Genomic DNA, 26540 nt, shown 5'->3' on the forward strand with positions numbered 1-26540 from the left:
GGCGGGGGCGGTTGGGGACGGCCGGCGCGGCTCGGCGCGCGGGGTGGGGCGCGGTGGCGGCGCGGGGTGGGGCGGGCGCGGCGGAGCCCCGTCCGGGCGGCCGGACGGGGCCCGAGACCTCAGAGGGCGAGCCGCTGCCCGGGCAGGATGAGGTCGGGGTCGGTGCCGATGACGGCCCGGTTCGCCGCGTACAGCGCCTGCCAGGGGGCGCCGTGGGCCTCGGCGACCGAGGAGAGCGTGTCACCGGCGCGGACCGTGTACGAGCCGGACGGCGCGGCGGATGCGACCTCGGGGCGCGGCGGCGCCGCGTGGTGCTCGGGCGCGGCCGCGTGGTGCTCGGGCGCGGCCGCCTTGTGCTCGGGCTTGGTGGCCTCGACCCGGCGCGGCGCGGCGGGCGCCTTGTACGGCTTCGGCGCGGCCGGTGCGTGCCGGACGGCCGGCTCCGCGCCCGCCGGGACGCTGCCCGATGCTCCGGCGTGGCGCGAACAGGACGGCCAGGCGCCCCAGCCCTGTGCGCGCTGCACCTTGACGGCGACGGCGATCTGCTGGGCCCTGCTGGCGCCGTCGGCCGTGGGCGCGTACGCGCCGCCGCCGTGCGCCCGCCAGGTCCCGGCGTCGAACTGCAACCCTCCGTAGTAGCCGTTGTGGGTGTTGATGTGCCAGTTTCCGCCGCTCTCGCACTGGGCGATGCGGTCCCACACCCCGGCGTCGGCCGCCGAGGCCTGGCCGGTGGCGGCGAGCAGCGCGAACGGCGCCACGGCGGCGGCCGCGATCAGCGCCGCCGTCCCACGCCTGCGCGAGGAGCTGGAACCACTGGTACCAACGGACATGAAATCCCTTTCGAAGGACCCGGGGTCCCCCTGGGCTGCCCGGTCCCCGGCGCGTCCGGCGCCACGTCCCGAGCCGCCCCCGCCCACCGGGAGGTCGTGACTGGCTGTGCGGCCGGCGGGCGGTCCCGGGCGGTGCTCGATGCACACGGCGGTGGAATCTAGGGACTCGCGCGGCCCGGCATCAACCAACTCCCCGTCCAGGCAGGCCAGTTGCCTGTTACCCGGGGTATCGGTGATTTTCGGACACCCACTTGATGCGCAGATATCGGCATTTACTGACCAGGCTTCGAGATGATCTGTGTCTCAGCTCACCACGCCAACTTCCATGCACCCCGCATGTGTTGACAGGGAGTGAGGGGTTCCGGGGTCGGATTCACCCTCCGCCGGGAGCGGTCGGATCCCGTTCGACTTCGCGCGTGACCCCGGCCACAGATCGTCCGTTGTCGTTTGTACGAGAGAAGCCGGGAACCGCCCGGCGCATCCACTCAGTTCCTAGGAGCCACCCGTGCCGCGCATGCTCGACGTCAGTGAGGACGTCCGCGCCGAGATCGGCGACGAAGAAGCCGAGCGGCTGCTCGCCGGCGAGAACGCCCCGGGCAGCTACGACTGCACCTCCTGCCGCACACCGGGCGACTCCGAGCAGGAGCGCACCAGCACCGTCCTGTTCGTCGGCGAGGAGACCGCGGTCCTCGCCTTCGCCCACGCCAGCTGCATCCCCTCCCAGGTCGTCCAGGTCGCCGAGGAGCAGTTGCAGGGCGCCGTCCGCTCCATCACGGGCGAGGAGGCGGCCGGTGGCGGAGGCGGGCAGGCGGTGCTGGGCATCACCAGCGGCCTCGTCCTGATCGAGGGCGATCTGCACCCCGCGCTCGTGGTGGAGCCGACCGTGCCGATCGCCCGGCCCGGCTCGGGCGGCACCACCGACGAATTCCTCCCGCTCCTCATCGAGCAGGGCTTCGTGCCGGTCTCGGACGTCGGCCGGCTGCCCTCGGTGCTGCCGGGCTGGTCCGTGCTGCTCGCCATGGGCCAGCTGCACGCGGTGCTCCAGCCCGGCACGGGCGGCAACGGCTCGGTGTCGTGGTGGCAGGCGCACCAGCCGCTCCAGGTGACCGAGGGCTGGCGGGCCGCCGCCAACAAGACCCAGCGCGTGCTGGTCTTCGCCGTCCCGGTCGGCGTGATCGGCCAGCAACCCCGCGAGGACCTGCTCAGGGACGCCCTGGAGAAGGCCGCGGCGGACGGCCGTCTGGTGGCCGCCGCCATGCCCCTGGCCGGCACCTGACCCACACCCTCACGGCGCCCCCGCCGACCGGGCCACCGTGAGGGTGTGGGCGTGCGGGCGTGCCACCCCGCCCGGGCCGGACGGGCGCGGGCCTCGTGCCCCGCACCCCGTAGGGACGTAGGCGTCGCGCCCGCACCGCACAGAAAAGGCAGGAGCCCGCGCCGCCCGGACCCAGTCGACAGGGCGTGGGCATCGCGCCCCACCGACGGCGCATGCGCTCGCGCCCGCACCCCGTAGGGACGTGGGCGTCACGCCCGCACCGCACAGACGGGGCGAGGGGTCTCTCCCCGCACCCGTCGGAGGGACCAGGGCACCGCACCCCGCACCGCAGCGAAAAGGCGGGACATCGCGCCGCACCCCATCAGCGGCGCAGGGGCCTCACGCCGGCAGCCCATCGAGAGAGGTGGGCATCGCGCCGCACCCAACCAACGGCGCGGGGCCCAGCGCGCCCCGCAGCCCGTAGACACGTGGGTACCGCGCCCGAACCGCACCGAAAAAGCAGGGGGCCTCGCCCCGCGCCCGTCGAAGGGACGTGGGCATCGCGCCGCACCCCATCAACCGCGCGTGGGCCTCGGGCCCGCACCGCCGCGAAAAGGTGCGGGGCCGCAAAAGCGCCCCGCCGCGCCGAAGGGGCGTGGGGGCCCCGGCCCGCGCTACCGATAAGCCGGCGCACCCCGCATCCCCGGCCCCTCGGGGTCGTTGGCACAGACGTGCACTCATACGACCCCTCCCGCCAGCCGTACCAGTCCCAGATTCCCGCGATGCGCCCCTCGGGCGACATTTCGGGAGCCCACTCCCCCACGCCGATCTACGACGCGCTGTACTCGGAATACCTCCGGTCCTTCCGCGCGCTGCCCGGCGACCGGTCCGGCGAGGAGCATCTCGGGTTCGTCCGCTTCGGGGCGCTCGGCACCGGGTTCGTACCGGTGTCGCACGGCTCACGCACCGGCCACCAGTCCGGCCACCAGACCCAGCACTTCCCGACGACGTACGCGGGGAACTGGCATGTGCACCCGGCGATGAACGCGAACGGGCGGCAGCACGCCGGGCAGCATCAGCTCCCGGCGGCACTGCCGCCCGGCCCCCGCAGAGGGCTCTGAAACCTTCTCCCGTGAGGGAATCGCTCCCTCACGGCCCCCGTGGGGGAGTTACTTCTTGCGCCCGCGCTTCTCGCGCACCCGCACCGAGATGTGGATCGGGGTGCCCTCGAAGCCGAACTCCTCGCGCAGCCGGCGCTCGATGAAGCGCCGGTAGCCCGCCTCGATGAACCCGGAGGCGAACAGCACGAACCGGGGCGGCTTCGTGCCCGCCTGCGTGCCGAACAGGATGCGCGGCTGCTTGCCACCGCGGATCGGGTGGGGGTGGCCGGCCACGAGCTCGCCGAGGAAGGCGTTGAGGCGGCCGGTGGGGACCCGGGTCTCCCAGCCCGCCAGCGCCGTCTCGATCGCCGGGACCAGCTTCTCCATGTGGCGGCCGGTCAGCGCGGAGACGTTGACCCGGGGCGCCCAGGAGACCTGCTGCATCTCGGTCTCGATCTCGCGCTCCAGGTAGTAGCGCCGCTCCTCGTCGAGGGTGTCCCACTTGTTGTACGCGATGACGAGCGCGCGCCCGGCCTCGACGGCCATGGTGATGATGCGCTGGTCCTGCACGGAGATGGACTCGCTGGTGTCGATGAGGACGACCGCGACCTCCGCCTTCTCGACGGCGGCGGCGGTACGCAGGGAGGCGTAGTAGTCCGCGCCCTCCTGGAGGTGGACGCGGCGGCGGATGCCGGCCGTGTCGACGAACTTCCAGGTGATGCCGCCCAGTTCGATGAGCTCGTCGACCGGGTCGCGCGTGGTGCCGGACTGCGCGTTGACGACGACCCGGTCCTCCTTGGCGACCTGGTTCAGGAGCGAGGACTTGCCGACGTTGGGGCGGCCGATCAGGGCGATGCGGCGCGGGCCGCCCACCGCGGTGCCGAAGCGCTGCTCGGGGGCCTCCGGCAGCGCCTTCAGGATCTCGTCGAGCAGATCGCCGGTGCCCCGGCCGTGCAGCGCGGAGATCGGGAACGGCTCGCCGAGGCCCAGCGACCACAGGGTCGCGGCGTCGGACTCGCCGGACATGCCGTCGACCTTGTTGGCGGCGAGCACGACGGGCTTGCCGGCCCGGCGCAGCAGGCGCACGACGGCCTCGTCGGTGTCGGTGGCGCCCACGGTCGCGTCGACGACGAAGACCACCGCGTCGGCGGCCTCGATGGCGTACTCGGCCTGGGCCGCGACGGAGGCGTCGAGGCCGAGGACGTCCTGCTCCCAGCCGCCGGTGTCGACGACCTTGAAACGGCGGCCCGCCCACTCGGCCTCATAGGTGACGCGGTCACGCGTGACGCCGGGCTTGTCCTGGACCACGGCCTCGCGGCGGCCGATGATGCGGTTCACCAGGGTCGACTTGCCGACATTGGGGCGGCCGACGACGGCGAGGGCCGGAAGCGGGCCGTGGCCGGCCTCGTCAAGGGCCTCCTCGATGTCCTCGGCGTCGAAGCCCTCCTCGGCGGCGAGCTCCATGAACTCCGCGAACTCGGCGTCGCCGAGTGCTCCGTGGTCGTGCTGGTCGTTCATGAAGTCCGTACCTCGTTCATCGTCGTGATCGGTGGACCGCGATCGAGCGGTCCACTACTGAAAGTCTGGCCTAGCGCCCGGTCAGGCGCCTGGCGTTCGCCAGGTGGCCGGTGAGCCGGTCCTGGATGCGGACGGTGGCCTCGTCGAGCGCCTTGCGGGTGCGGCGTCCGCTGCCGTCCCCCGCCGGGAAGGGGTCTCCGAAGACCACGTCGACGCGGCTGCGCAGCGGGGGCAGCCCCTTTATCAACCGGCCCCGGCGCTCGGTGCTTCCCAGGACGGCCACCGGGACGACGGGCGCCCCCGACCGTACGGCGAAGTAGGCCAGGCCCGCCCGCAGCGACGCGAAGTCGCCCTCGCCCCGGGTGCCCTCGGGGAAGATCCCGAGGACGCCGCCCTCATCGAGCACGGCCAGCGCGTCGGTGATCGCGGTGCGGTCGGCGACCGAGCGGTCCACCTTGAGCTGGCCGATGCCTTCGAGGAAGGGGCCGAGCGGCCCGACGAAGGCTTCCTTCTTGATCAGGAAGTGGGTGCCGCGCGGCGCGGTGCCCATGACCATCGGGCCGTCGATGTTGTGGGAGTGGTTGACGGCGAAAATCACCGGACCGGCCGCCGGAACCCGCCAGGAACCCAGCACCCGGGGCCGCCACAGGCCGTACATCAGACCGACACCGATCCGGCGCCCGATCTCGACGCCCCGGTGGGAGACAACCGTCACTTGGCGGCCCGCTTCTCCTCGACGAGGGTGACGACGCACTCGATGACCTGGTCGAGGGTGAGCTCGGTGGTGTCCACCTCGACGGCGTCGTCGGCCTTGGCGAGCGGGGAGGCCTTGCGACCGGAGTCCGCCGCGTCCCGCTTGATCAGGGCCTCCCGGGTGGCCGCCACGTCGGCGCCCTTGATCTCACCGCTGCGGCGGGCCGCACGCGCCTCGGGCGACGCGGTCAGGAACACCTTCAGATCGGCGTCGGGCAGCACGGTCGTGCCGATGTCACGGCCCTCGACCACGATGCCCTGTCCGGCCCCGGCCGCGATGTCGCGCTGCAACTGGGTGATCAGAGCCCGCACCTCGGGGACTGCGCTGACCGCGCTGACCTTGGAGGTGACCTCCTGCGTGCGGATCGGGCCCGACGCGTCCTCGCCGTCGACGGTGATGGTGGGCGCCGACGGGTCCGTGCCGGAGACGATCACGGGCTTGGCCGCGGCCACCGCGATCTCCGCCGGGTCGGCGACGTCGATGCCGTTGGTGATCATCCACCAGGTGATCGCCCGGTACTGGGCGCCGGTGTCCAGGTAGCTCAGCCCCAGCTTGGCGGCGACCGCCTTGGAGGTGCTGGACTTGCCGGTGCCGGAGGGGCCGTCGATGGCGACAACCACTGCTGCCGGGGCGGTCCGGGCGGCGCTTTCCACGGTGACGGACACCTTCCTGGTACGGGGCGGGGGATGCACGGGACGCAAATCCGCCCCGTACAAGGTTACTGGCTCGTGCGAGCCCCCCGTCCCGCCGGGCGGGACGAGCGCGTCACTGCCGGATGGACCAGCCCCGCTCCCGCAGCGCGGCGGTCAAGTTAGGGGCCGAGGCCGGTTCCACCATGAGCTGGACCAGGCCCGCCTGCTGGCCGGTCGCGTGCTCGATGCGTACGTCCTCGACGTTGACGCCGGCCCGGCCCGCGTCCGCGAAGAGCCGCGCGAGGCCGCCCGGCTCGTCGCTGAGCAGCACGGCCACGATCTCGTACGTGGCGGGGGCGGCGCCGTGCTTGCCCGGCACCCGCGATCGGCCCGCGTTGCCCCGGCGCAGCACGTCCTCGATGCCCTCGGCGCCGTCGCGGCGCTTGTCCTGGTCGGCGGAGTCGAGCGAGCGCAGGGCTCGCACCGTCTCGTCCAGGTCGGCGGCGATGCCGGCCAGCACGTCGGCTACCGGGCCCGGGTTGGCGGAGAGGATGTCCACCCACATGCCCGGGTCGGACGCGGCGATGCGGGTGACATCGCGGATGCCCTGGCCGCACAGCCGTACCGCCGTCTCGTCGGCCTCTTCGAGACGGGCGGCGACCATGGAGGAGACCAGCTGCGGGGTGTGCGAGACGAGCGCGACCGCGCGGTCGTGGGCGTCGGCGTCCATGACGACCGGTACGGCACGGCACAGCGCGACCAGTTCGAGCGCCAGGTTCAGCGCCTCGGTGTCGGTGTCGTGGGTCGGGGTGAGCACCCAGGGCCTGCCCTCGAAGAGGTCGGCGGTGGCGGCCAGCGGGCCCGAGCGCTCCTTGCCGGCCATGGGGTGCGTGCCGATGTAGGAGCCGAGGTCGCAGCCGAGCGCGAGCAGTGCGCGGCGCGGGCCGCCCTTGACGCTGGCCACGTCCATGTACGCGCGCGCCACACCGTCCCGGATCGCGCCGGCCAGGGTGGCGGCCACGTGGGCCGGCGGCACGGCGACGACGACGAGGTCGACCCGGCCCGCGGGCGCCTCGTCGGTGCCGGCGCCGAGCGCGGCGGCGGTGCGGGCCTGGGCGGGGTCGTGGTCGGCCAGGTGCACGGTGACGCCCCGGCTCGCGAGCGCGAGGGCGGCGGAGGTGCCGATCAGGCCGGTACCGATGACGAGCGCGGTTCTCACTGGGCGATGTCCTTGCGGAGGTCGGCTGCGGCGCCGAGGTAGACATGGGCGATCTCGGCGCGGTCGAGGTACGTCTCGACGTGCGCCAGGACGCGCACGACGCGGGGCATGGCGCCGGCGATGTCCAGCTCCTGCGCGCAGATCAGGGGGACGTCGGCGAGGCCCAGCTGGCGCGCGGCGGCGGCCGGGAAGTCGCTGTGCAGGTCGGGGGTGGCCGTGAACCAGATGCTGATGAGGTCGTCCGGGGTCAGGCCGTTGCGCTCAAGGATCTCGGTGAGCAGCGCGCCGACCCGCTCGTCCATGTGTCCGGCTTCGTCCCGCTCCAGCTGGACGGCCCCGCGGACCGCTCGTACCGCCACGACGCACTCCTCGGATCCCGGCCATCGCCCACTGTTCCACCCCACCCTACGGTCCACCCTGCCCGGCACCAGCCCCGCCAGGGGCGCGAGGTCTCGACGCTGGCCGGCACCAGCCCCGCCAGGGGCGCGGGGAACTGCGCGCCCAGCCACGCACGGTCCGCAGCCGGGGCCCCTGGGGCTCCGCCCCAGACCCCCTTCGCGCCTGAAGGGCGCTCGTCCTCAATCGCCGGACAGGCTGGGTATGCCTGTGCAGGCCAGCGCCGAGTAGTCAGGGGCGCGGGGAACTGCGCGCCCAGCCACGCACGGTCCGCAGCCGGGGCCCCTGGGGCTCCGCCCCAGACCCCCTTCGGCCTGAACGGCCTCGTCCTCAAACGCCGGACGGGCTGAGGTTGCCTGGCTGGGTCGGCATGAGCGCTGCCCCGGGTTGCCCACGCGGGCCAACACCAGCCCCGCCAGGGCAGCGCGGGGAACTACGCAACCGGCACAAAGCGACCCGCACCCGCGCACCCAGGGTTCACCCCGGACCCCCACCGTGCCCCGGACGCGTGCAAACGGGCACACCGGCCCCGTCGGTGCTTCGCCCCGGCCCACGCGGCCGCCAGGATGCTCCTGCCGCGTCCTTCCGGCGCCGGCGTGACGACCTGAGGAGCACACGATGGAAACATCCAGCACCCCCACCCGCCGGACGGTTCTCGCGACGGCGGGCGCCGCGGCGGCCCTGGCGGGCTGCTCGAACTCCGGCGACGGCGGCGGGAGTACGACACCCACTCCGAGCGCCCCGGGCACCCCCGCCACCCCGGCCCAGTCGAGCCCGCCCGCGTCGCAGCCCGCCCACGCCCTGGCCAAGACCTCGGACATCCCCGTCGGCGGCGGCAAGATCTTCGCGGACCAGAAGGTCGTCGTCACCCAGCCCCGGGCCGGCACCTTCAAGGGGTTCTCGGCGATCTGCACCCACCAGGGCTGCACGGTCTCCAGCGTGTCCGGCGGCACCATCAACTGCCCCTGCCACGGCAGCAAGTACCACGTCGCGGACGCCTCGGTCGCCCACGGCCCCGCCACGCGCCCGCTGCCCGCGCGCCAGATCACCGTGGACAAGGGTTCGATCCTGCTCCCCTGACCGGCGACCATGGACGAATGACGCCCGAAGAACTGGTCGCAGACCACACCGTCTACTCCTGTGTCATGGGCTCGCGCGCCTTCGGGCTCGCGACCGAGGACAGCGACACCGACGTACGTGGGATCTACCTCGCGCCGACCCCGCTGTTCTGGCGCTTCGACAAGCCGCCGACGCACGTGGAGGGCCCGGCCGACGAACAGTTCAGCTGGGAGCTGGAGCGGTTCTGCGACCTGGCCCTGCACTCCAACCCGAACGTCCTGGAATGCCTGCACTCGCCGCTGGTCCAGTACGCCGACGAGACCGGGCGGGAACTTCTGGCGCTGCGCGGGGCGTTCCTCTCACGGCGGGCATACGCGAGCTTCGCGCGCTACGCGCTCGGCCAGCGCAAGAAGCTCGACGCCGATGTGCGCACGCACGGCGCGCCGCGCTGGAAGCACGCGATGCATCTGCTGCGGCTCCTGACGAGCTGCCGCGACCTGCTGCGCACCGGGGAGCTGACGATCGAGGTCGGCGCCGGGCGCGAGCGGCTGCTCGCGGTGAAGCGTGGCGAGGTGACGTGGCACGAGGTGGAGTCCTGGGTGGTCCGCCTGGCCACCGAATCCGAGGAGGCGGCTCCGGCCTCCCCGCTGCCGGCCGAGCCGGACCGGGCGCGGGTGGCGGACTTCTTGTACCGGGCCCGCCGGGAGTCGGCGCTGAAGGCCCCGGCGTAGGACGCACGCCATGACGCACGCGGCCGTCCGACCACGCGCACGAAACCGGCGCGCGAGGCCGATCAGCGCTCAGGCGTCCCAGAGCGCCCCCAGGGTCAGCAGTTCACCTCGGTACTCGATGCGTTCGGCCCACTCCTTCGGCCAGGCGGCCGCGCCCAGGTGGGCACCCGCGAACGCGCCGGTCAGGCAGGCTATGGAGTCCGAGTCGCCCTGGGTGCAGGCGGCCCGGCGCAGGGCGGTGAGGGGTTCGCCGGGGAAGAGCAGGAAGCAGACCAGGGCCGTGGCGAAGGCCTCCTCGGCCACCCAGCCGTCGCCGGTGGCCAGGCACGGGTCGGTCTCGGGCGAGGGGTCGCGCAGCGCCTTGAGCACCCGGTCCAGGGCGTCGAGGCAGTCGTCCCAGCCGCGCGCGATGAAGTGGCCCGGGTCCCGGTCCTGCGCGTGGGTCCACAGGTCACCGAGCCAGCGCTCGTGGTAGCGGGTGCGGTTCTCCAGCGCGTACGAACGGAGCCGGCCGACCAGGCCCGCCGGGTCGGCGCCCTGGGCGAGCAGGTACACGGCGCGCGCGGTGAGGTCGCAGGCGGCGAGCGCGGTGGGGTGGCCGTGGGTCAGCGCGGACTGCAACTGTGCGGCGCCCGCCCGCTGTTCCTCGCTCAGGCCCGGCACGAGCCCGAGTGGCGCGACCCGCATGTTGGCGCCGCACCCCTTGGAGTCGATCTGGCTCGCCTGCCGCCAGGGCATGGCGCTGTCGAGCCGCGCGCACGCCACCAGGCAGGTGCGGCCGGGCGCGCGGTTGTTCTCGGGCGAGTGGTACCAGTCGACGAACTCCGCGCGGACGGGCCCTTCCAGGCCCGCCGGGCCGAGCAGCCCCCGGTCCATGGCGGTGCGGATGCCACGTCCGAGCGCGAGCGTCATCTGGGTGTCGTCGGTGACGATCGCGGGCCTCGGCAGCGCCATCTCGCGCCACGGCCCGCACTTCGCGAGGATCGCGGGTACGTCGTTGAACTCGGTCGGGAAGCCGAGGGCGTCCCCCAGGGCGAGGCCGATCAGGGCTCCGGTGGCGGTCTGTTTCGCGGCACGGTTCATGACTGTCGTCCCTCCGGGCGCAGCAGGGGCGGGTGCAGCGCGGTCGCGGGGCCCGCCCGGTGGAGGGCGGCCGGTTTGCCCCGGCCGCCGGTCAGCCGCGAGGCCCCTGCCACCCGCTCGACGAAGCCGGGCGTGGCGAGCACTTTGCGGCGGAAGTTGGGGCGGTCCAGCGCGGTGCCCCAGACCGTCTCGTAGACCTGCTGGAGCTCGCCGAGGGTGAACTCGGGCGGGCAGAAGGAGGTGGCGAGGCAGGTGTACTCGAGCTTGGCGCCGATGCGGACGCGTGCGTCGGCGAGGATGGCGGCGTGGTCGAAGGCGAGCCGGCCCTCGCTGCCGCAGGCGACCCATTCGGCGTGCGCCGCGTCGCCTCCGCCGTGCGGTTCGGGCAGATCGGGCACGAGCGCGGTGTACGCCACCGAGACGACCCGCATCCGGGGGTCGCGGTCGGGGTCGCTGTAGGTGCGCAGCTGCTCCAGGTGGAGGGTGGCCACCACGTCGTCCGCCAGCCCGGTCTCCTCGGCCAGTTCGCGCCGGGCGGCCGCCTCGGCGGACTCGCGCGGCAGCACGAACCCGCCGGGCAGGGCCCAGGCCCCCGCGAACGGTTCCTGGCCGCGCCGGATGAGCAGGGCGTGCAGGGCCCCGTCGCGCACCGTGAAGACGGCGAGGTCCACGGTGACGGCGAACGGCTCGAAGGCGTAGGGGTCGTACCCCTCGGGCGCCCTGCCCGGCGGCCGCGCGGCCGCGCTCCCGCGCTCCGGGTTTCGGGGCCCGGCCGCGCTCACCGTCGCTCCGGCAGCGGGTCGGCGAGGCCCCAGCCCCGGCCGAGCAGCGCGTCCACGGCGGCGACGGCGGTGGCGAGGCGCTGCTCGTGCGGGCCACGCACCTCGATGAACTCCAGCCCGGTGCGGGTGAGTTCGCACCGGAACCGGTCGGTCATCCAGGGCCGCAGCTCCTCCCCGTCGCGCAGCCCGTCGTCCTCGAAGGGCACGCCTTCGTGGTCGGTGAGCAGCCGCAGGTGGTGGGGCGCGGCCCGTTCGGCGACCGCCTCGACCCGCGGGTTGCGCCCGCCCATGTAGCGCTCGTGCCAGATGGTGGTTGCGAAGGAGTCGGTGTCGCAGAACAGCACGGGCGAGCCGAGCCGAGCCGCCGCGTCCTCGTGCTCGTTCTGCCGTTCGGCGATCACCGGGAACTCGTCCGAGCCGAACTCGACGTCCTCCCATGCCGCTTCGGGGAAGCGGGTGCGCAGCGCGGCCAGTTTGCCCTCGCTGTACGCGCGCCCGTACTCCTGGACCCACCGGGTGCGCGCCCACACCCCGCCGCGCGCGCGGTAGTGCTCGGCGAGGGCGCGGGCCAGGGTGGTGGTGCCGGTGGACTCGGCGCCGAGCACGACCACGCGCCGGGTGAGCCAGGCGCGTACGGGCTCTTCGAGGAAGCCCCAGCTGCCCACCGGGTCCTTGCGCACTGCGGTGCCGGAGACGGGGAACGCGGCGCGGTCGAGGTCCACCAGGACGTGTGCGGCGTCGAAGCGGCGGGCGAGTTCGTCGCCGTACGTCTCGGAGGTGAACACCGCGTCGACGCGTTCGGGGACGGCGCCGCGGAAGACGGCCATGTGGGCGTCCCATATCGCCGGGTCGTTCAGGTCCATCTCGGTGTCGTCGACGGCGCCGACGACCCGGGCGTCCGGGTGGACCTCGCGCATCCATTGGACCCGCGTCTTCAGCGGGACCGTCTCCACGGACGCGGCGCACACCAGCACGGTGACTTGTTCACAGTGCTCGGCGGCGGTGCGCACCAGGTGGTGGTGGCCGGCGTGCGGCGGATAGAACTTGCCGAGGACCAGGCCGTGTTGGTACCTCTTCACGCCGCCACCTCCACGGCGCGGGCCGGGCTGGCACCGAGCTCACGCCGCCAGCCCCGCAGGCCGAACAGGCACAGGGCAAGGAAGCCGGCGTACAGCAGCGAGGTCAGATAGAGCTCCTTGTAGGCGTAGAGCGGGATGTAGACCACGTCGGCCGCGATCCACAGCCACCAGGACTCGACGAGCTTCTTGCACTGGCCGTACGTCGCCGCCAGGGACAGGGCGGTGGTGAGCGCGTCCCAGAACGGGACGGTCGAGTCGGTGGCCGCGCCGAGCAGGAACGTCAGCGCGACGGTCCCCACCGCCCCCGCCGCGAGCAGCCACAGCCACTCGGCGCGGGTCGTGCGCCCGACCGGAAGCGTGCGGGAACCTGGTCCACCCCCGTGGGCCCAGGTCCACCAGCCGTACACGGCGAGGGCGATGAAGACGACTTGGAGTCCGGCGTCCGCGTACAGGCCGGCCTGGAGGAACAGCACGATGAAGAACACGTTGTTGGCAAGCCCCACCGGCCAGTTGGCGATGTGCTGCCGAGCCACCAGCCACACACAGAGCGCACCGCTGGCAAAGCCGAGGATTTCCGTCCAGTCGAGACTCACGCCGATCTCCTTAATGGTCAGCATGACTATAAAGGTCTCGGGGATCGGCGCACAAGCCCGTTCGGACGGGCGCACGGGGTTGGGGGGGATACGACGACAGAGCCCGCCTTCCCGTACAGGACGGGAAGGCGGGCTCTCTCAGGGGAGTCGGCGGTGCCGGCTGCTCTAGAGGTCGACCTCGCGCATCAGCATGCCCACCTCGGTGTTGGTCAGGCGGCGCAGCCAGCCGGACTTCTGGTCGCCGAGTCCGATCGGGCCGAACGCGACGCGGACCAGCTTCTCGACCGGGAAGCCGGCCTCGGCCATCATGCGGCGCACGATGTGCTTGCGGCCCTCGTGCAGCTCGATCTCGACGAGGTAGTTCTTGCCGGTCTGCTGCACCACCCGGAAGGCGTCGGCGCGCGCGTAGCCGTCCTCCAACTGGATGCCCTCCTTGAGCCGCTTGCCGATCTCGCGCGGCAGCGGGCCCGTGATGGCGGCCAGGTAGGTCTTCTTCACGCCGTACTTGGGGTGGGTCAGACGGTGGGCCAGCTCGCCGTGGTTGGTGAGCAGGATGATGCCCTCGGTCTCGGTGTCGAGCCGGCCGACGTGGAAGAGCCGGGTCTCGCGGTTGGTGACGTAGTCACCGAGGCACTGGCGGCCGTCGGGGTCCTCCATGGTGGAGACGACGCCGGCCGGCTTGTTCAGGGCGAAGAACAGGTACGACTGGGTGGCGACGGTCAGGCCGTCCACCTTGATCTCGTCCTTGTCGGGGTCCACGCGCTTGCCCTGTTCGAGCACGACCTCGCCGTTGACCTCGACGCGGGCCTGCTCGATCAGCTCCTCGCAGGCGCGCCGCGAGCCCATGCCGGCCCGGGCCAGCACCTTTTGCAGGCGCTCGCCCTCCTGCTCGGCGCCGGGGAAGGTCTTGGGGGTCTTCACGTCCGGCTTGTCCGCGTACCGGTCGCGGTTGCGCTGCTCGATCTTGGCGTCGAGCTCGCGGGGGCGGGCCTGGCCCAGGCGCTGGCCGTGCGGGCCCCGGCGGACCGGGGTGCCGCCCTGGGGCGCCTTGGGGCCGCCCTTGGCGCCGCCGCGCGCGGAGGCACCACGACCGCCTCGGGGCGCGCCCGACCTGTCATCGAAGCCCGTGTCGTAGGTGCGCTCCTCGGGGCGCGGGGGGCGCTGCTTGCCGCTGCCGCTCTGGCGCGGGCCGCCGCTCTTGCCCTGGCCGTCGCGGCCACCGGCGGGCCGGCCGCCGCGCTGGTCGTCGCGCCCGCCTCCGGCGCCCCGGCCGGCACCCCGGCCGGCACCGCCACTGCTGCCGCGGCCGCCGCTGTTGCCACCACGGCTCCCGCCGTTGTTTCCGCTGCTGTTCCTGCCGCTGCTGCTTCGCATCACATTTCCGTCTTGTCGTCTGCGGGGGTCTCCGGCGCGTCGGGCGCGTCCGGGTCGAACGACGGCACACCCTCCAGCGTCTCGGCCTCGATCGCGTCCGCCTCGGGGAGGAAGGGCGCGAGCTCCGGGAGCTCGTCAAGGCCGCGCAGGCCCATCCGCTCCAGAAAGTAGTTCGTCGTCCTGTACAGGATCGCACCTGTTTCGGGTTCCGTGCCCGCCTCGTCGACCAGACCCCGCTGGAGCAGGGTCCGCATGACCCCGTCGCAGTTCACTCCGCGCACCGCCGAGACCCGCGAACGGCTGACCGGCTGGCGGTAGGCGACGACCGCCAGCGTCTCCAGGGCCGCCTGGGTGAGGCGGGCGTGCTGGCCGTCGAGGACGAAGCCCTCGACGGCGTCGGCGTAGGCGGCGCGGCTGTAGAACCGCCAGCCGCCCGCCACGAGCCTGAGCTCGAAGCCCCGGCCCTGGGCGGTGTACTCGTCGGCCAGCTCCCGCAGGGCGTCCCCCACGGCCCGCCGGGGCCGGTCGAGCACCTTGGCGAGGTGTTCCTCGGTGGCGGGCTGGTCGACGACCATGAGGACGGCCTCCAGGGCCGGCTTCAGCGCCAGTTCCACGCGCAGGCCTTCGCTCACGCCTTCTCCTCCGTCACCACATGGTCGAACTCGTCGGTCACCCAGCGCTGCCCGCCGCCCTCGTCACGCTCGCCGCCGCTCCAGCGCACCATCAGCTCCCCCAGCGCCTCGTCCTGGTCGAGGACGACGGCCTTCTCGCGGTACAGCTCAAGCAGGGCAAGGAAGCGGGCGACGACGGTGAGGGTGTCCGGGGCGTCCTCGGCGAGCACCTGGAAGGTGGTCTCCCCCGCCGCCCGCAGCCTGGCCACCACGATCGCGGCCTGCTCCCGCACCGAGACGAGCGGGGCATGGATGTGGTCCACGTACACCTGCGGCTTCGCCCTGGGCTGCATGGCCTTGACGGCGAGCTTCGCGAACCCCTCGGCGCCGATGCTGATGACGACGTCCGGCAGCAGCTCCGCGAGGTGCGCCTCCAGGCCGACGGTCCGCGGAGACCGGCGCGCCTCGGTGTCCAGGCGCTCGCTGAAGATGTCCGCGATCCGTTTGTACGCGCGGTACTGGAGCAGCCGCGCGAACAGCAGGTCACGGGCCTCGAGGAGCGCGAGGTCGGCCTCGTCCTCCACCTCCGCCACGGGCAGCAGCCGGGCCGCCTTGAGGTCGAGCAGGGTGGCGGCCACGACCAGGAACTCGGTCGTCTGGTCCAGGTCCCAGTCCGGGCCCATGGCCCTGATGTGCGCCATGAACTCGTCGGTGACCTGGGACAGGGCGACCTCGGTGACGTCCAGCTTGTGCTTGGAGATCAACTGGAGGAGGAGGTCGAAGGGCCCCTCGAAGTTGTCGAGCCGGACGGTGAAGCGGCGCTCGCCGGGTTCGTCGGAGACGGGGCGGCCGGAAACCGGGTCGGCCCCGCTTTCGACGACTTCGCCGGGCGAGGCCGGCTCAGCCCCTGCGGCGCTTGCGGGGCGAGGGTCCGGGGGCAGCGCTCCCGGCGACCGGCCCGCACCCGGAGAATCTCCCCGGAGGGTCTTGGGAAGGGGCGGGGTGGGGAAAGGATCCTCCGGCCCCCGCCCGAGCGCACGGCGGGCCCCCCGCGCGGCGGGAGCGTCCGATTGGTCGGCGGAGGGCAAAAGGCTTTCCAGGGGTGCGAAGCGGGCGGTACGAAGCACGGGCGGCACACGTCCGCACGCCGCAGGCTAACGGCTACCGCCCCCGAAGACGCCGTACGAGAATGCTCGCGTCGCCGCGCGACTCCAGGTCGGCCAGGACGACGGCGACCGCCTCCCGCACGATCCGGCCGCGGTCGACCGCGAGGCCGTGCTCACCGCGCAGGACCAGGCGCGCGTGCTCCAGGTCCATCAGCTCCTCGGCGGAGACGTACACGGTGATCTTCTCGTCGTGCCGCTCGCGCCCGCTGGGCCGCCGGTTGGCCGCCCGCTGCCGGCGCCGCTGCTGGGCCGTGCCCGAGCCGGAGCCGCCCTGCGCGGGCGCCCGCCGGGCCTTGGCGGCCTCCGCGTCGGCGGCGCCCCTGCTGCGCGGTTCGCCCGAGCCGGAGTCCTCCTGCGCGGCGGTGTGCTCCGCCTCGGGGGCGTGCTCGGCCGCGACGGGCTCGCTCTCACCCGCGGGGGCCGGCACGCGCGCCTCGACGCCCGCCCCCCGCCTCGGCGCGGACGGCGAGAGCGCCATCCCCCCGGTCGTACGGAACAGCTCGTCGGCCCCGGGCAGACTCACTCGGCGTGACACCGGGCGAGCACCTCCCTGGCGAGCTGACGGTAGGCGGCCGCGCCGACGGAGTTGGAGGCGTACGTCGTGATCGGCTCACCGGCGACCGTGGTCTCAGGGAAGCGCACGGTCCGGCCGATGACCGTGTGGTAGACGTGGTCGTCGAAGGCCTCGACCACGCGGGCCAGGACCTCACGGCTGTGCACCGTGCGGGAGTCGTACATCGTGGCGAGGATGCCGTCCAGCTCCAGGTCGGGGTTGAGACGTTCCTGCACCTTCTCGATCGTCTCGGTGAGCAGCGCCACACCGCGCAGGGCGAAGAACTCGCACTCCAGCGGCACGATCACCTTGTGAGCCGCCGTCAGGGCGTTGACGGTCAGCAGGCCGAGCGAGGGCTGACAGTCGATCACGATGTAGTCGTAGTCCTGCATCAGCGGCTTGAGCGCCCGCTGGAGCGTGGACTCGCGCGCGACCTCGCTCACCAACTGCACCTCGGCGGCGGACAGGTCGATGTTGCTCGGCAGCAGGTCCATGTTGGGGACCGCGGTCTTGAGCAGCACCTCGTCGGCCGACATGCCCCGCTCCATGAGCAGGTTGTAGACGGTGAGGTCGAGTTCCATCGGGTTGACGCCGAGGCCGACCGACAGGGCCCCCTGCGGGTCGAAGTCGACGAGCAGCACGCGCCGTCCGTACTCCGCGAGCGCGGCGCCCAGGTTGATGGTCGACGTCGTCTTGCCCACGCCGCCCTTCTGGTTGCACATCGCGATGATCTTCGCGGGACCGTGGTCGGTCAGCGGGCCCGGGATCGGGAAGTACGGCAGCGGCCGTCCCGTCGGGCCGATCCGCTCGCGGCGCTGGCGGGCCGCGTCGGGTGCGAGGGTGGCCGCGTACTCGGGATCGGGCTCGTACTCGGCGTCGGGGTCGTAGAAGTGCCCCTGGGGCACCTCGTCAAAGTCGGCGAGCGCGGCGGTGTCCCGGCCGCTCTCGTTGCCGGCCGTGGCGTTCACGTGTAGGCCGTCCATCATCCGTGGGGCTGTCGTCATGTGCTGGGTGGGGACCATCCCCGCGTGCGCGGGGAGCGGGGTGGTTTCGAAGGTGCGGACCGCGACGGAGCCGACAGCCTCGGGCCCCGAAGGGCTCTGTCCCCGTACGGACATCCCCGCAGGGATTCCTGGCTGACCACCCCCGGGAGTAAATGTCGACTCATTCACAAGTCGTCTTACCTCCTTGGACGTGACCAGGAAACTTTATCGATAGGTCAGCGTGGCACCATGCCGACGGTTGGCGACTCTATGGCGTGTCACCGGTCCGCAGCAACACAATCCGCCGGACCCGGCCCGATGTGTCGGCAACGGAACACCGCTCTGTCAAGGGCGTACGGGCACCGGAGGCCACGTTTCACCAGCGCGCGAAACGGTTAAAGGGTTACGTTCGAGGCGAGTTGAACCGGGTGTTCAGCGGCGGGCGGAAGTGTCGCGACACACATCCGGCCGGACCTTGTCGACAAGGTCCGGCCGGATGTGTGAGGTTGACGGTTCGCGTTGACGAACCGGTGTCCCGCTAGCCGAGCAGCGTGCTCAGCTCCACGTGCGGCAGACCGTGGGCCTCGGCGACGGAGCCGTAAACGACCTGGCCGTCATGGGTGTTGAGGCCGAGCGCCAGCGCGGCGTCGCGGCGCAGCGCCTCGGCCCAGCCGTTGTTGGCGAGCGACACGATGTAGGGCAGCGTGGCGTTGGTCAGCGCGTAGGTGGAGGTGTTCGGCACCGCGCCCGGCATGTTGGCGACGCAGTAGAAGACCGAGTTGTGGATCATGAAGGTCGGCTCGGCGTGCGTGGTCGGACGCGAGTCCTCGAAGCAGCCGCCCTGGTCGATGGCGATGTCGACAAGGACACTTCCGGGCTTCATCTTGGCGACGAGCTCGTTGGTGACCAGCTTGGGGGCCTTGGCGCCGGGGATGAGCACCGCGCCGATGACGAGGTCGGCCTCGACGACGGCCTTCTCCAGCTCGTAGGCGTTGGAGACGATCGTCTGCACCTTGGTGCCGAAGATCTTGTCGGCCTCGCGGAGCTTGTTGATGTCCTTGTCGAGCAGGGTCACGTGGAAGCCCATGCCGACGGCGATCTGCGTGGCGTTCCAGCCGGAGACGCCGCCGCCGATGACGACGGCCCTGCCGGCGTGGGTGCCGGGGACGCCGCCGGGCAGCACGCCGCGGCCGCCGGCCGAGCGCATCAGGTGGTAGGCGCCGACCTGGGGGGCGAGGCGGCCCGCGACCTCGGACATCGGGGCGAGCAGCGGCAGCTGGCGGCCGGCCGTCTCGACGGTCTCGTACGCGATCGCGGTGGTGCCGGACTCCAGGAGGGCGTCCGTGCACTCGCGGGAGGCGGCGAGGTGCAGGTAGGTGAAGAGCGTCTGGTCCTTGCGCAGGCGGTGGTACTCCTCCGCGATGGGCTCCTTGACCTTGAGCAGCAGGTCAGCGGTGGCCCAGACCTCGTCGGCCGTGGGAAGGATCTCCGCACCGGCGCCCACGTACTCGGCGTCCGTGATCGAGGAGCCGACACCGGCGTTCTGCTCGACGAAGACCTGGTGGCCGTTGCGTACGAGCTCGTGCACGCCGGCGGGGGTGATGGCCACCCGGAACTCGTTGTTCTTGACCTCGCGGGGGATACCGACCTTCACGTCGATCACGGTCCTTGGCTCAGGGAAAAAGGGGGGCAATGCCATACATACCCGGACGCACGACGGCACACCGGGAGGCACCGCAGTAAGTTGCGGCAGAGCCAGTCTAATGAAGGTTTTCTCGCTGTCTACCCTTACAAAGCTCTAACCTTTGGCTGAAGCGCTACGGATTTCGCAGGTCCCTTGGGGCTGCTGCCTCGTCTTCCAGAAGTCGATCGGCCGTCACACGGTGCAACCGGGCCGCCGTGGGGTCGCCGAGCCGGTCCAGGGTGTCGGCGAGCCGGAGCTGGAGCGCGGCCTGCAACCGCAGATCACCGGCCTTGCGCGCCTGCTCCACCGCCTCCCGGCAGGTGCGCAGCGACTCCTCGGGGCGTCCGGCGTACTCCTGGACCCGGGCCGCCTCGCTCAACGCCCTTGCCTGGCTTGGGAGATCACCGAGCCGTCGGTATCCGGCCACCGCCGCGCGCCAGCAGCGCAGCGCCTCGCCGTAGCGGCCCGCGTAGGTGTGCACGGTGGCGAGCCGCCCGTACAGCCGGGCCTCGTCCGCGCGCTCGCCGCGCGCGAGCCGCTGCGACAGAGCCCGCCCGTACCAGTCCGACGCCCGCTGCCAGTCCCCCAGCTCCTGGTGGGCGCCGCCTACGGATTCCATCGCGCGGCCCGTGGCGTACGGGTCGTTCGCCGCGCGTCCGGCGTCAAGGGCGAGCCGGTAGCGGGCCAGCGCCTCGGTGGTGCGCCCGGTTCCCGCGTCCAGATCACCCAGGTTCAGCAGGGCCGCCGCCTTCTCGCGGTGCAGTTCGCGCCGCTCGGCCACGTCCAGGACGAGCTGGTGCAGGCCGTACAGGTCGGGGGCGGCCGCCTCGGTGCCCCGGTGGGCGGCGAGCGCCCGCACCAGGGCGGCGACCAGGCGCCGGGCCAGGGTGTCGAGTTCGCCGTCCCGCACGGCGAGCTCGGCGGCGGCCAGCAGCGCGGGCCTTCGGCCGCCGAGCCAGGCCTCGGCCGCGGCCCGGCTCGGAAAGCGCAGCGCGCGCGGCAGGCCGGCCAGGCGCTTGCGGGCGGCCGAGCCCTCCGGTTCGGTGACGGCGCGGCAGGACTGGAGCAGCCGCACGGTGCGCTCCAGCATGCGGGCGCGTGCCAGCTGCACCTCGCCGGGCCGGTCGACGCTCTCGCACAGCGCGCGCAGCAGCGGGGCGAGGGCGCCGGGCACACGGAACTGTTCGGGCACGTCGGGGTCGCGGCGCAGCAGTCCGTACGCCACGAAGTCGCCGAGCGCCGTCTGGGCGCCCGAGACCGAGCAGCCGGCCAGCGCCGACGCGGTGTGCGCGTCGGCGATCCCGGCGGGGGCGAGAGCGAGCAGTCGCAGTATCCGCGCGGACGGCTGCGAAAGGCACTCGTACACGAGCCGGAAGGACGTGGCCAACGGCCGTGCGGAGCTGGGCAGTTCGGCCACGTCGTCGCCGAGGGCGCGCAGTTGTTTCGCCACGTCCGACACCGCCGCCTTGGGCCGGGCGGCGAGCCAGCCGCCGACCAGGACGAGCGCGGCGGGCTGGCCGGCGCACGCCTCGACCAGGGATTCGGCGGCGCGCGGGTCGACCGTGACGCGCACCGACCCGGTGAAGCCCTCGAGGAGTTCGACGGCCGCTTTGGTGTCGAGGCCGCCCAGGGTGCAGGGGCGCACGTCCGGGATGCCGGTGAGCGGGCCCTTCGCGGTCGCCACGATCAGGCTCCGCGAGGTGTCGGGCAGCAGCGGGCCGACCTGCTCGGCGTCGGCCGCGTCGTCCAGCAGCACGATGGCCCGGCGGCTCGCGAGGGCGCCGCGCACCAGTTCGGTCAGCTCGTCCTGGCCCGCTCCTGGCGGCGCCGGCACCTCCAGGGCGTCCAGCAGGTCGCGGGCGACCCGGTCGGCCGGGACCCGGGCCCCGCCCGGTTCGGTGAGCGCGGCGCGCAGCACCCCGTCGGGGTAGTCGCCGGCCACCTGGCGGGCCAGCTCCGCGGCGAGCGCGGTGCGTCCCGACCCCGGCCGTCCGGCGATCAGCAGGACCCGGGCCCGGGGCGACTTCTTTCCTGACAGGGTGTCAAGTCCGGCGCGTTCGATGTCGGCCCTGAGTTCCTTCAACTCCCGGTGCCTGCCCAGGAATTGTCCCGCGCACTGCCCGGCGGCAGCGCCACCCACGTCCACCGCCTGATCCGTCACGGGCCACGCTCCGTCCGCCTGCGCACCTGGAGACCGTGCGGGTCTCCGCACGGGCAGTCCGAGCGTAGTTCACGCTTCGTGACCGTTCGGGGGGAGCGCGGCGGGGATGTCGCCCGATCGGATCAGCAGATTTTCAGATCGCGAGCGCCGGGCGGGCCGCGCGCCCGCTCACGCCTCGAACGGCCGGGCCGGCCAGGGCGCCTCGGCCGGCCGCAGCGTCTTGACGCCGTCGCCCCGCAGGGCCGCCGAGAGCGCGAGCACGCCGACCACCAGGCAGTTGTTGTGCAGCTCCCCCGCGAGCACCTTGCGCACCAGCTCCTCGAGCGGCACCCGGGCCAGCTCCATGTCGGCCTCCTCCTCGGCGACCTCGAAGCGCTCGCCGTCGGCCTCCGACAGGTCCTGGGCCAGGAAGATCCGTACGGCCTCGTCCGTGCCGCCGGGGCTGGTGAACACATCGCTCAGGACATGCCAGCGCTCGGCCTTGATGTGCGCCTCCTCGTACAGCTCGCGCTGGGCGGCGTGCAGCGGGTTCTCGCCCGGCACGTCCAGGAGTCCGGCCGGGATCTCCCAGAGCTTGTGGCGTACGGGGTGGCGGTACTGGCGCAGCACCACGACCCGGCCCTGTTCGTCCAGGGCGAGGATCGCCACCGAGCCGGGGTGGGTCTGGTAGTCGCGCTGGTGGACCGAGCCGTCGGGCATCACCACGTCATCGGTGCGCACCCCCGTCTTGTTGCCGGTGAACGGGGTGGCGCTCGCCACGACCTGCCAGTGCTCGGCGGTGTCCTCGATGGCCATGTCGGCGTCCTCCCACAGTGCGCGCGCAACAACAGAGCAAAGAAACAGAAACCGGGGTACCGGCCCTGGTGAGGGCCGTGTACCCCGGCAACGTTAACGTGCGCGTCCCGGTAGGGAACTACTTGGCGGGTACGGGACTACTTGGCGGGCTTGCCCGCCTTGCGCGCTTCCTCCTGCCGCCGCACGGCCGCCTTGACCAGGCCCGCGAAGAGCGGGTGCGGGCGCGTGGGGCGCGAGCGCAGCTCCGGGTGCGCCTGAGTGGCGACCAGGTAGGGGTGGATCTCGCGCGGGTACTCGACGTACTCCACGAGCTTGTTGTCGGGGGAGGTGCCCGAGAAGACGAGGCCCGCCTTCTTCTCCAGCTCCGCGCGGTAGGCGTTGTTCACCTCGTAGCGGTGGCGGTGGCGCTCCTCGACGTAGGGCTGGTCGTCGTAGACCTCACGGACGATGGAGCCCTCGGCGAGCTTGGCCGGGTACATGCCGAGCCGCATCGTGCCGCCCAGGTCGCCCGCGCCCTCGACGTAGGCCAGCTGCTCCTCCATCGTCGAGATGACGGGGTGGGAGGTGGCGGCGTCGAACTCGGTGGAGTTGGCGTCGGGGATGCCGGCCAGGTTGCGCGCGGCCTCGATGACGATGCACTGGAGGCCCAGGCAGATGCCGAGCAGCGGCACCTTGTTCTCACGGGCGTACTGGATCGCGCCGATCTTGCCGTTCACACCGCGGTCGCCGAAGCCGCCGGGGACCAGGATCGCGTCCACGTCGCCGAGGTTCTTCTTCGCGCCGGCCGGGGTCTTGCAGTCGTCGGACGTGACCCACTTGACCTTGACGCGGGCCTTGTTGGCGAAGCCGCCGGCGCGCATGGCCTCGGTGATGGAGAGGTAGGCGTCGGGCAGGTCGATGTACTTGCCGACCAGCGCGACGGTCACCTCGTGCAGCGGGTTGTGGACCCGGTCGAGCAGGTCGTCCCACTGCGTCCAGTCCACGTCGCGGAACGGCAGGTCCAGCTTGCGCACGACGTAGGCGTCCAGGCCCTCGGTGTGCAGCACCTTGGGGATGTCGTAGATCGACTTGGCGTCGATGGCGGCGACCACGGCGGCCTCGTCGACGTCGCACATCAGCGAGATCTTGCGCTTGATGGACAGCGGCACCTCGCGGTCGGCGCGCAGCACGATCGCGTCGGGCTGGATGCCGATGTTGCGCAGGGCGGCCACCGAGTGCTGGGTCGGCTTGGTCTTCAGCTCGCCCGAGGGGCCGATGTAGGGCAGCAGCGAGATGTGCACGACGAAGACGTTGTCGCGGCCGACCTCGTGGCGGACCTGGCGCACGGTCTCCAGGAACGGCAGCGACTCGATGTCGCCGACCGTGCCGCCCACCTCGGTGATGACGACGTCGACGTCGTCGGTGGCCATGCGGCGGATGCGGTGCTTGATCTCGTTGGTGATGTGCGGGATGACCTGCACGGTGTCGCCCAGGTACTCGCCGCGCCGCTCCTTGGCGATGACCTGCGAGTAGACCTGGCCGGTCGTCACGTTGGCGGAACCGTCGAGGTCCACGTCGAGGAAGCGCTCGTAGTGGCCGATGTCCAGGTCGGTCTCGGCGCCGTCGTTGGTGACGAACACCTCACCGTGCTGGAAGGGGTTCATCGTGCCGGGGTCGACGTTGAGGTACGGGTCGAGCTTCTGCATCGTGACCCGAAGGCCTCGCGCCTTGAGGAGCGCACCCAGGCTGGAGGCAGTCAGACCCTTGCCGAGGGAAGAGGCGACACCCCCGGTGACGAAGATGTGCTTGGTCGTCGAGGATGCCAAGGATCGAGTCTGCATGGCCAAGAGGGGGCTCCCGTGGTCGCTGTCTGGAGTGCGTACCGGTCATCCTGTGGGGATCTTGTGCGAGATTTCGCGGGATACCGCGAGATTCCCAAGGGTGCCGTCGCTGCGGTTCGGGGCTTTTTTCAGCACCCGGCCACGGGCTACCAGGGTATCAGCGCCAGCGGGAGAGCGCGTCCGGCCACGCTCTGTATGCCGCACGTCAGCCCTGAGTACGAGCCTCACTCGTTCGGCCCAAGGGCGTTCGATGGAGGCTCCAGCGGATCTTCGAGGTGCGTCGTATCCTGCTCGGACACTCGCTCGGCGAGCCGCCGCCTGGTAGCACGGCACCACCCAGCCCGTCATCCGGAACACGCGCTCGTCGGCGAACCCTTGACCGCTGTCGCTGTAAGCGCCCCGAGGGGCGACGTGGCCGTTCGACTGGAGATTGCACGTGGCCGGGCGCATCGAGGATTACGCACTCATCGGAGACATGCAGACCGCCGCACTGGTCTGCCGGGACGGCACGGCGGACTGGCTCTGTCTGCCCCGTTTCGACTCGCACGCCGTCTTCGCCGGACTCCTCGGCACCGAGGAACACGGCTTCTGGCGGGTCGGCCCCGCGCACGGCGCCGCCGACCGGCCCCCGGCGGCCGACCGCCGCCGCTACCGGGGCGACTCGCTCATCCTGGAATCGGAGTGGGACACCCCGCGCGGCACCGTCCGCGTGACCGACTTCATGCCGCCGCGTGACGGCGCCCCGCAGCTGATCCGCATCGTGGAAGGCGTCAGCGGCCGCGTCCAGATGCGCTCCACGCTGCGCATGCGGTTCAGTTACGGGCGGATCACCCCCTGGGTGCACAAGGTCGACGACACCCGCACGGTGGCCGTCGCCGGCCCCGACTCGGTCTGGCTGGACACCGAGGCGGAGACGTACGGCAAGGACCTCACCACGTACTCCGACTTCACCGTCTCGCCCGGCGAGCGGGTCGCCTTCACCATCAGCTGGCAGCCCTCGCACCGCGAGCCGCCCGCGCTGCCCGAGCCCGAGGCGTCCCTGGAGGCCACCGAGGACTTCTGGCGCGAGTGGGTGGAGCACTGCACCTACCACGGGCCCTACCGCGAGGCCGTGGTCCGCTCCCTGATCACCCTCAAGGCGCTCACGTACGCCCCCACCGGCGGCATCGTGGCCGCGCCCACCACCTCCCTGCCCGAGCACGTCGGCGGCGAACGCAACTGGGACTACCGCTACACCTGGCTGCGCGACGCGGCGATCACCCTGTCGTCGCTGCTGCGCACCGGCTACCGCGAGGAGGCCCGCGCCTGGCGCGAGTGGCTGCTGCGGGCGGTCGCGGGCGACCCCGAGAACCTTCAGATCATGTACGGGATCGCGGGCGAGCGCGAGCTGGGCGAGACCGAGCTCGACTGGCTGCCGGGCTATGAGAACTCCACCCCGGTGCGGGCCGGCAACGGCGCTGCCCATCAGCTCCAGCTCGACGTGTACGGCGAGGTCACAGAGGCGCTGCACCTGGCGCACATGACGGGGCTCGCCCGCAACGACTACGCCTCGCTCCTCCAGCTCAAGCTGATCCGCTACCTGGAGACCCACTGGGACCAGCCCGACGAGGGCATCTGGGAGGTGCGCGGCCCGCGCCGCCACTTCGTGCACTCCAAGGTGATGGCCTGGGTCGCCGTCGACCGCACCATCAAGCTCATCGAGTCCGGCGACGCCGACGGCCCGCTGGAGAAGTGGCGCCGGCTGCGCGACGACATCCACCGCGACGTGTGCGAGAAGGGGTACGACAAGGAGCGCAACACCTTCACGCAGTCCTACGGCTCCCAGGAGCTGGACGCCTCGCTGCTGCTCATCCCGCAGATGGGCTTCCTGCCGCCGGACGACAAGCGCGTGATCGGCACCATCGAGGCGATCCAGCGCGAGCTGTCCACCCGGGACGGGTTCATCCTGCGCTACCCGACGACGGGCGGCGGCGAGGACAACCTGGACGGCCTCGAGGGCGAGGAGGGCGCGTTCTTGGCCTGCTCGTTCTGGATGGCGGACGACCTCGCGATGATCGGCCGGGTGGACGAGGCCCGCAAGCTCTTCGAGAAGCTGCTCGCCCTGCGCAACGACCTGGGTCTGCTCGCCGAGGAGTGGGATCCCCACCTTCAGCGCCAGGTCGGCAACTTCCCGCAGGCCTTCAGCCACGTTCCGCTCATCGACACGGCGCTGCGGCTGACCGCCTCGGGCGCGTACGGCGGCTGACGGCGACCCGCCCGGCCGGCCGGCGCCCCGCGTGACGTACGCCACAGGGGGCGGGCCCCGGACATGACCGCCGGTAGCGTCCGGCGCACGCGGTGGCGTCCGGGGCCGGCCCGGGCC

General features: G+C 72.4%; 24 protein-coding genes. 5 read left to right on the forward strand and 19 right to left on the reverse strand.

Features of this window, described 5'->3' with window-relative positions:
• Positions 1 to 119 precede the first annotated feature (119 nt).
• A complete protein-coding gene (locus tag ABR738_RS09635) occupies positions 120 to 830 on the reverse strand; it encodes a transglycosylase family protein (RefSeq protein WP_350229555.1) in 711 nt (236 codons plus the stop codon).
• Positions 831 to 1335: 505 nt separating this feature from the next.
• Between ABR738_RS09635 and ABR738_RS09640 the strand changes: the two genes are divergently transcribed.
• Together ABR738_RS09640 and ABR738_RS09645 are read left to right on the forward strand one after the other, a co-directional pair.
• On the forward strand, positions 1336 to 2106 hold the full coding sequence (locus ABR738_RS09640) for a DUF8842 C-terminal domain-containing protein (RefSeq protein WP_350229556.1): 771 nt from the start codon (positions 1336 to 1338) through the stop codon (positions 2104 to 2106).
• 710 nt (positions 2107 to 2816) lie between these two features.
• A complete protein-coding gene (locus ABR738_RS09645; RefSeq protein ID WP_350229557.1) occupies positions 2817 to 3206 on the forward strand; it encodes a hypothetical protein in 390 nt (129 codons plus the stop codon).
• A gap of 48 nt (positions 3207 to 3254) precedes the next feature.
• Here ABR738_RS09645 and der read toward each other — a convergent pair whose 3' ends face one another.
• The 5 genes from der to aroH form a co-directional block, all read right to left on the reverse strand.
• Complete coding sequence (gene der, locus ABR738_RS09650; RefSeq protein WP_350229558.1) at positions 3255 to 4703, reverse strand: ribosome biogenesis GTPase Der; 1449 nt, start codon at positions 4701 to 4703, stop codon at positions 3255 to 3257.
• Positions 4704 to 4773: 70 nt separating this feature from the next.
• Positions 4774 to 5457 (reverse strand): lysophospholipid acyltransferase family protein, encoded by a 684-nt coding sequence (locus tag ABR738_RS09655; protein WP_350229559.1) that lies wholly within the window; start codon positions 5455 to 5457, stop codon positions 4774 to 4776.
• Complete coding sequence (gene cmk, locus ABR738_RS09660) at positions 5415 to 6122, reverse strand: (d)CMP kinase (RefSeq protein ID WP_350229560.1); 708 nt, start codon at positions 6120 to 6122, stop codon at positions 5415 to 5417. The genes ABR738_RS09655 and cmk overlap by 43 nt, the downstream gene beginning before the upstream one ends.
• 100 nt (positions 6123 to 6222) lie before the next feature.
• Entirely contained in the window at positions 6223 to 7308 is a 1086-nt protein-coding gene (locus tag ABR738_RS09665; protein ID WP_350229561.1) for a prephenate dehydrogenase, read from the reverse strand.
• Positions 7305 to 7667, reverse strand: a complete 363-nt coding sequence (gene aroH, locus ABR738_RS09670) for a chorismate mutase (protein ID WP_350229562.1) — start codon at positions 7665 to 7667, stop codon at positions 7305 to 7307. Before aroH ends, ABR738_RS09665 begins: the two co-directional genes overlap by 4 nt.
• A gap of 655 nt (positions 7668 to 8322) precedes the next feature.
• Between aroH and ABR738_RS09675 the strand changes: the two genes are divergently transcribed.
• The gene (locus ABR738_RS09675; RefSeq protein WP_350229563.1) at positions 8323 to 8784 is read left to right on the forward strand and encodes a Rieske (2Fe-2S) protein; all 462 of its coding nucleotides are present in this window, start codon (positions 8323 to 8325) and stop codon (positions 8782 to 8784) included.
• A gap of 17 nt (positions 8785 to 8801) precedes the next feature.
• Positions 8802 to 9494, forward strand: a complete 693-nt coding sequence (locus tag ABR738_RS09680; RefSeq protein ID WP_350229564.1) for a nucleotidyltransferase domain-containing protein — start codon at positions 8802 to 8804, stop codon at positions 9492 to 9494.
• A gap of 69 nt (positions 9495 to 9563) precedes the next feature.
• Here ABR738_RS09680 and ABR738_RS09685 read toward each other — a convergent pair whose 3' ends face one another.
• The 13 genes from ABR738_RS09685 to pyrG form a co-directional block, all read right to left on the reverse strand.
• Complete coding sequence (locus ABR738_RS09685) at positions 9564 to 10577, reverse strand: ADP-ribosylglycohydrolase family protein (RefSeq protein WP_350229565.1); 1014 nt, start codon at positions 10575 to 10577, stop codon at positions 9564 to 9566.
• Positions 10574 to 11248 carry an NUDIX hydrolase gene (locus ABR738_RS09690; RefSeq protein WP_350234496.1) on the reverse strand — a complete coding sequence of 225 codons (675 nt, stop codon included), beginning with the start codon at positions 11246 to 11248 and terminating at the stop codon, positions 10574 to 10576. The genes ABR738_RS09685 and ABR738_RS09690 overlap by 4 nt, the downstream gene beginning before the upstream one ends.
• 107 nt (positions 11249 to 11355) lie before the next feature.
• Positions 11356 to 12438: an AAA family ATPase gene (locus tag ABR738_RS09695; RefSeq protein ID WP_350229566.1), complete on the reverse strand. Its 1083-nt coding sequence runs from the start codon at positions 12436 to 12438 to the stop codon at positions 11356 to 11358.
• Positions 12435 to 13055, reverse strand: coding sequence for a nicotinamide riboside transporter PnuC (gene pnuC / locus ABR738_RS09700; RefSeq protein ID WP_350229567.1), 621 nt, complete (start codon positions 13053 to 13055; stop codon positions 12435 to 12437). Before pnuC ends, ABR738_RS09695 begins: the two co-directional genes overlap by 4 nt.
• A gap of 141 nt (positions 13056 to 13196) precedes the next feature.
• Positions 13197 to 14405: a pseudouridine synthase gene (locus tag ABR738_RS09705; RefSeq protein ID WP_350229568.1), complete on the reverse strand. Its 1209-nt coding sequence runs from the start codon at positions 14403 to 14405 to the stop codon at positions 13197 to 13199.
• Positions 14405 to 15037 carry an SMC-Scp complex subunit ScpB gene (gene scpB / locus ABR738_RS09710; protein WP_350229569.1) on the reverse strand — a complete coding sequence of 211 codons (633 nt, stop codon included), beginning with the start codon at positions 15035 to 15037 and terminating at the stop codon, positions 14405 to 14407. Before scpB ends, ABR738_RS09705 begins: the two co-directional genes overlap by 1 nt.
• Positions 15034 to 16104 carry a segregation and condensation protein A gene (locus ABR738_RS09715; protein ID WP_350229570.1) on the reverse strand — a complete coding sequence of 357 codons (1071 nt, stop codon included), beginning with the start codon at positions 16102 to 16104 and terminating at the stop codon, positions 15034 to 15036. The genes scpB and ABR738_RS09715 overlap by 4 nt, the downstream gene beginning before the upstream one ends.
• A gap of 73 nt (positions 16105 to 16177) precedes the next feature.
• Positions 16178 to 16717: a hypothetical protein gene (locus tag ABR738_RS09720; protein ID WP_350229571.1), complete on the reverse strand. Its 540-nt coding sequence runs from the start codon at positions 16715 to 16717 to the stop codon at positions 16178 to 16180.
• A complete protein-coding gene (locus ABR738_RS09725; protein WP_350229572.1) occupies positions 16702 to 17853 on the reverse strand; it encodes a ParA family protein in 1152 nt (383 codons plus the stop codon). The genes ABR738_RS09720 and ABR738_RS09725 overlap by 16 nt, the downstream gene beginning before the upstream one ends.
• A gap of 403 nt (positions 17854 to 18256) precedes the next feature.
• Positions 18257 to 19372, reverse strand: coding sequence for an alanine dehydrogenase (gene ald, locus ABR738_RS09730; RefSeq protein ID WP_350234497.1), 1116 nt, complete (start codon positions 19370 to 19372; stop codon positions 18257 to 18259).
• 163 nt (positions 19373 to 19535) lie between these two features.
• Positions 19536 to 21563, reverse strand: coding sequence for a tetratricopeptide repeat protein (locus tag ABR738_RS09735; RefSeq protein WP_350229573.1), 2028 nt, complete (start codon positions 21561 to 21563; stop codon positions 19536 to 19538).
• A 168-nt stretch (positions 21564 to 21731) separates the two neighbouring features.
• A complete protein-coding gene (locus tag ABR738_RS09740) occupies positions 21732 to 22358 on the reverse strand; it encodes an NUDIX domain-containing protein (RefSeq protein ID WP_350229574.1) in 627 nt (208 codons plus the stop codon).
• Positions 22359 to 22495: 137 nt separating this feature from the next.
• Positions 22496 to 24178 carry a CTP synthase gene (pyrG, locus tag ABR738_RS09745; protein ID WP_350229575.1) on the reverse strand — a complete coding sequence of 561 codons (1683 nt, stop codon included), beginning with the start codon at positions 24176 to 24178 and terminating at the stop codon, positions 22496 to 22498.
• Between the two features lie 436 nt (positions 24179 to 24614).
• Between pyrG and ABR738_RS09750 the strand changes: the two genes are divergently transcribed.
• Positions 24615 to 26423, forward strand: a complete 1809-nt coding sequence (locus ABR738_RS09750; RefSeq protein ID WP_502964059.1) for a glycoside hydrolase family 15 protein — start codon at positions 24615 to 24617, stop codon at positions 26421 to 26423.
• The last annotated feature ends 117 nt before the right edge of the window (positions 26424 to 26540 follow it).

The sequence above is a fragment of the Streptomyces sp. Edi4 genome (assembly GCF_040253615.1).
GTDB lineage: Bacteria > Actinomycetota > Actinomycetes > Streptomycetales > Streptomycetaceae > Streptomyces.

Excerpts from the sequence above, each read along its gene's own strand:
- ABR738_RS09635 (WP_350229555.1), bottom strand. The coding sequence starts at position 830 with ATGTCCGTTGGTACCAGTGGTTCCAGCTCCTCGCGCAGGCGTGGGACG.
- der (WP_350229558.1), bottom strand. The coding sequence starts at position 4,703 with ATGAACGACCAGCACGACCACGGAGCACTCGGCGACGCCGAGTTCGCG.
- ABR738_RS09675 (WP_350229563.1), top strand. The coding sequence starts at position 8,323 with ATGGAAACATCCAGCACCCCCACCCGCCGGACGGTTCTCGCGACGGCG.
- ABR738_RS09680 (WP_350229564.1), top strand. The coding sequence starts at position 8,802 with ATGACGCCCGAAGAACTGGTCGCAGACCACACCGTCTACTCCTGTGTC.
- ABR738_RS09685 (WP_350229565.1), bottom strand. The coding sequence starts at position 10,577 with ATGAACCGTGCCGCGAAACAGACCGCCACCGGAGCCCTGATCGGCCTC.
- pnuC (WP_350229567.1), bottom strand. The coding sequence starts at position 13,055 with ATGCTGACCATTAAGGAGATCGGCGTGAGTCTCGACTGGACGGAAATC.
- ABR738_RS09705 (WP_350229568.1), bottom strand. The coding sequence starts at position 14,405 with ATGCGAAGCAGCAGCGGCAGGAACAGCAGCGGAAACAACGGCGGGAGC.
- ABR738_RS09725 (WP_350229572.1), bottom strand. The coding sequence starts at position 17,853 with ATGTCCGTACGGGGACAGAGCCCTTCGGGGCCCGAGGCTGTCGGCTCC.
- ABR738_RS09740 (WP_350229574.1), bottom strand. The coding sequence starts at position 22,358 with ATGGCCATCGAGGACACCGCCGAGCACTGGCAGGTCGTGGCGAGCGCC.
- pyrG (WP_350229575.1), bottom strand. The coding sequence starts at position 24,178 with ATGCAGACTCGATCCTTGGCATCCTCGACGACCAAGCACATCTTCGTC.